At 64.8% G+C, this 3,953-nt stretch carries 6 protein-coding genes; 5 read left to right on the plus strand and 1 reads right to left on the minus strand.

Annotated features, from left to right (window positions below):
- From HP546_RS27170 to HP546_RS27190, 5 genes are all read left to right on the plus strand, one after another.
- On the plus strand, positions 1 to 360 hold a 360-nt coding region (locus HP546_RS27170; protein WP_172231997.1), incomplete at its 5' end, for a class I SAM-dependent methyltransferase family protein.
- The gene (locus HP546_RS27175) at positions 361 to 1,671 is read left to right on the plus strand and encodes a phosphatase PAP2/dual specificity phosphatase family protein (RefSeq protein ID WP_172232000.1); all 1,311 of its coding nucleotides are present in this window, start codon (positions 361 to 363) and stop codon (positions 1,669 to 1,671) included.
- Positions 1,668 to 2,099: a hypothetical protein gene (locus tag HP546_RS27180; protein WP_172232003.1), complete on the plus strand. Its 432-nt coding sequence runs from the start codon at positions 1,668 to 1,670 to the stop codon at positions 2,097 to 2,099. Before HP546_RS27175 ends, HP546_RS27180 begins: the two co-directional genes overlap by 4 nt.
- A 10-nt stretch (positions 2,100 to 2,109) precedes the next feature.
- A complete protein-coding gene (locus HP546_RS27185; RefSeq protein WP_172232006.1) occupies positions 2,110 to 2,733 on the plus strand; it encodes a lysophospholipid acyltransferase family protein in 624 nt (207 codons plus the stop codon).
- 1 nt (position 2,734) lies between these two features.
- Entirely contained in the window at positions 2,735 to 3,667 is a 933-nt protein-coding gene (locus tag HP546_RS27190; RefSeq protein ID WP_172232009.1) for a phosphatidate cytidylyltransferase, read from the plus strand.
- 21 nt (positions 3,668 to 3,688) lie between these two features.
- Here the strand turns inward: HP546_RS27190 and HP546_RS27195 are convergent.
- The coding region (locus tag HP546_RS27195; RefSeq protein WP_172232012.1) for a type II toxin-antitoxin system HicB family antitoxin at positions 3,689 to 3,953 on the minus strand (265 nt) is incomplete at its 5' end.

Raw genomic sequence — 3,953 nt, forward strand, 5'->3', positions numbered from 1 at the left:
GGCGATGCCTTCGACCGCCAGAGCCTGGCCACACTGCAACAGCCCCCTACCCTGGCAGTGGTTTCCGGGCTGTACGAACTGTTCCCCAGCAACCAGCTGGTGGGCAACTCGCTGGCCGGCCTGGCGGACGCTGTGGAAGAAGGCGGCTATCTGGTCTACACCGGCCAGCCATGGCACCCGCAACTGGAGATGATCGCCCGCGCCCTGACCAGCCACCGCGGCGGCGAGGCCTGGGTGATGCGCCGCCGCAGCCAGGCGGAAATGGACCAGCTGGTCGAAGCTGCAGGTTTCCGCAAGCTGGCCCAGCGCATCGATGAATGGGGCATCTTCAGCGTCAGCCTGGCACAACGGGTACGCTGAATGAACCCTTCTCGTGAGCCCGGGCTGATCCGCCGGGGCGTGTGCTGGCTGCTGTTGCTGGGGCCATTGTTTTTCCTCAGCTACGGGCTGGCAAACAACCATACGGCCGGGCGCACGGATGTCGGCAGCCTGGTGTTCGGCTGGGAGCGCGGCATGCCGCTGTGGCCCTGGACGATCATCCCCTACTGGTCGATCGACCTGCTGTACGGGCTGTCTTTCCTGCTGCCACGCACGCGCCAGGAAATGGACCGCCATGCCCTGGCGCTGCTCAGTGCACAGGTGGTCAGCGTCGCCTGCTTCCTGCTCTGGCCGCTGCGCTTCACCTTCGAGCGGCCAGAACTGGGCGGGCTGTTCGGCTGGCTGTTCGACGTGCTGATGGGCTTCGACAAGCCTTTCAACCAGGCACCTTCGCTGCACATAGCCCTGCTGGTGGTGATCTGGACGATGTTTGCCCGACATGTGCGGCGCCAGCCCTGGCGTTGGTTGATGCATGGCTGGATGGGGCTGATCGGGGTGTCGGTGCTGACCACCTGGCAACACCACTTCGTCGACGTGCCTACCGGCGCATTGGCGGGATTTGCCTGTGTGTGGCTGTGGCCGCACAAGGGACGGCTGCCTTGGCAGCAGGCTCGCCTTGCGCAGGATGCCAAGCGCTGGCTGTTGGCGCTTTGCTATGCCGCGGGCGCGCTCATGTGTGCAATGTTTGCCCGGGTATTGGGCGGCGCCTGGCTTTGGTTGGCCTGGCCGGCGGTGTCGCTGGGGTTGGTGGCGCTGAACTATGCCGTGCTGGGTGCAGGCGGGTTTCAAAAGGGCAGCGATGGCCGATTGTCCAGCGCCGCCTGCTGGTTGCTGGCGCCGTACCTGTTGGCAGCGTGGGCCAATTCGAGGTTGTGGACCAGGCGTCACCCGCAGCCAGACGAAGTCTGTGATGGCGTTTACCTGGGGAGAATTCCGGGACGTCCCGCCGATGCCCGCTTTCCGGCAGTTGTCGACTTGTGCGCCGAACTATCCTGTGCCGCGCCAGCGGGTGCTTATCAGGGTTTTCCGACCCTGGACCTGATAGCACCGGACATCACCCTCCTGCAGCAGGCCGCCAACGCCATCGAACGCCTGCGTGCCAAAGGCCCGGTACTGGTCTGCTGTGCGCTGGGCCATTCGCGCAGCGCCAGCGCCGTGGCAGCCTGGTTGGTGCTCAGCGGCCGCTGCAGCAATGCGCAACAGGCCGAGGCAGTGATCCGTAAAGCCCGCCCTGGCATCGTCCTGCATCACGCGCACCGCCAGGTCCTGCATCAACTCGGAGCGCAACCATGAACCTGATCGTGGTGGCCGGCCTGCTGGGCCGCGGCAAGCAACTGGAGCGCCTTTCCGACGGCATCACCCTGCTGGCCCTGGCCTACGGCCTGGCGCCGTTGCTGGGTGCCCCGCTACAACCGCTGGCAAGCCTGCTGAGCATTACCCTGCTGGTGCTCGGCGTGCTGCACAAATACTGGGCCATCCGCGTGGCGCTGGACGCCGAGCTGTTTGCCCACCTGGCCGCCAGCCGCGACCTGACGGCAGATACCCAGACTCTGGACCAGGCCCTGTTCGAGCTGAAGCTCAAGCCACAGCCCCTGGATTCCCGCGCCTGGCCCGCTCGCAGCCAGGCCGCACTCAACCTGCTCCGTCGCCAGGCCCTGTGCCTGGGCCTGCAACTGTCACTGGCCTTGGCTATCTTGCTGACACTGCCTTTGAAAGGATAACCAACATTCCATGCTCGCCAACCTGACCGCCTACCTCATCACCTCCGCCGCCCGCCTGATCACCGGCGCCCGGGCCCTGTGGCTGGGCTGCACGCCGCTGCCGGTGCAGCGGCTGTACTTCGCCAACCACAGCAGCCACGGTGACTTCGTGTTGCTGTGGGCCTCACTGCCCCAGCCACTGCGCAAGCGCACCCGACCGGTAGCCGGCGCCGACTATTGGGCCAAACCCGGCATTCGCGATTTTCTCATCCGCAAGGTATTCAATGGCGTGCTGATCGACCGCCAGCGCAGCGAAGGCCAGGGCAGCCCATTGCAGCCGATCCTTGATGCGGTGGCCCAGGGCGACTCGCTGATCTTCTTCCCGGAAGGCACGCGAAACCTCGGCGACGAGGCATTGATGCCATTCAGAAGCGGGTTGTACCACCTGGCGGCTGCCAACCCTGAGGTTGAACTGGTACCGGTGTGGATCGCCAACCTCAACCGGGTGATGCCCAAGGGCCGTGCCCTGCCGCTGCCACTGCTGTGCACCCTGAGCTTTGGCGAACCGCTGCACCTGCAAGCTGATGAAAGCAAGCAGGCCTTTCTCGAGCGGGCCAGCCACGCCCTGCTGAACCTGGCCCCGAAGGATGCCTGACATGGACGATAACACCCTTTCCCTGTTCGCCGGCATCGGCGCCCTGCTACTGCTCGCCAGCGTGATCGGCCGCCTGCTCAAGTGGCGCGCCGGCCCGGCACCGCACGCCGTGATCGACAACCTCAACGCCCGTATCAACGCCTGGTGGGTGATGGTGCTGGTAATCGGCATCGCCTTCCTGTTCGGCAAGTACGGCGTCATCGTGCTGTTCTACGGCGTGTCGTTTTACGCCCTGCGCGAGTTCATGACCCTTACCCCAACCCGGCGCAGCGACTACCCGGCGCTGGTGGCGGCGTTCTATGTGGCGCTGCCTGTGCAGTACGTGCTGATCGCCATGGACTGGTACGGCCTGTTCAGCATTTTCATTCCGGTGTACCTGTTCCTGCTGCTGCCGATCCTGGCCAGTTTTGGCGGCGATACCACACGTTTTCTCGAGCGTGCCTCGAAAGTGCAGTGGGGCCTGATGATCGCGGTGTACTGCGTGTCGTCGGTGCCCGCGCTGATGACCCTGGACATCCCGGGCTATGAGGGGCGCAACCTGCTGCTGATCGCCTGGCTGATTCTGGTGGTGCAGATCAGCGACGTGCTGCAGTACGTGTGCGGCAAGCTGTTCGGCAAGCGCAAGGTGGCGCCCAACCTGTCGCCCTCCAAAACCCTCGAAGGGCTGGCCGGCGGCGTGGCGCTGGCGACCCTGATCGGCGCCCTGCTGTGCTGGATCACCCCGTTCACCTTCTGGCAGGCCGCGCTGATGGCGCTGGCGGTGAACGCCATGGGCTTCTTCGGCGGGCTGGTGATGTCGGCGATCAAACGCGACCGCGGGGTCAAAGACTGGGGGCACATGATCGAAGGCCACGGCGGCATGCTCGACCGCATGGACTCGGTATGCTTTGCGGCGCCAGTGTTCTTCCACTTCGTGCGGTACTGGTGGGCATAGGCGGAGCGCAAGCACCATTGATCAGTGGGTAAGCGCCAGCTCTCGCAGTGCAGCAGAAGCAAGAAAGCCGGAGCGCGATGCGTACCGATGATCACGCTTCACCTTTTCATCGATCCGCTGCAGCAGGTTTTCCGGCAGGGTCGCATTGAAGCGAACCGCCTTGCCCAAGTACGGCGTGACATCAAAATCCACCACGGCCCAGACCCCGCCTTCATAGTCGGGGTTCGCCACGTGGACATCAACTTCCCGAGGCTGCGGAAGTGCCTCCCTATCAGCGACCAACCCC

The sequence above is a fragment of the Pseudomonas sp. CM25 genome (genome assembly GCF_013179705.1).
Taxonomy (GTDB): domain Bacteria; phylum Pseudomonadota; class Gammaproteobacteria; order Pseudomonadales; family Pseudomonadaceae; genus Aquipseudomonas.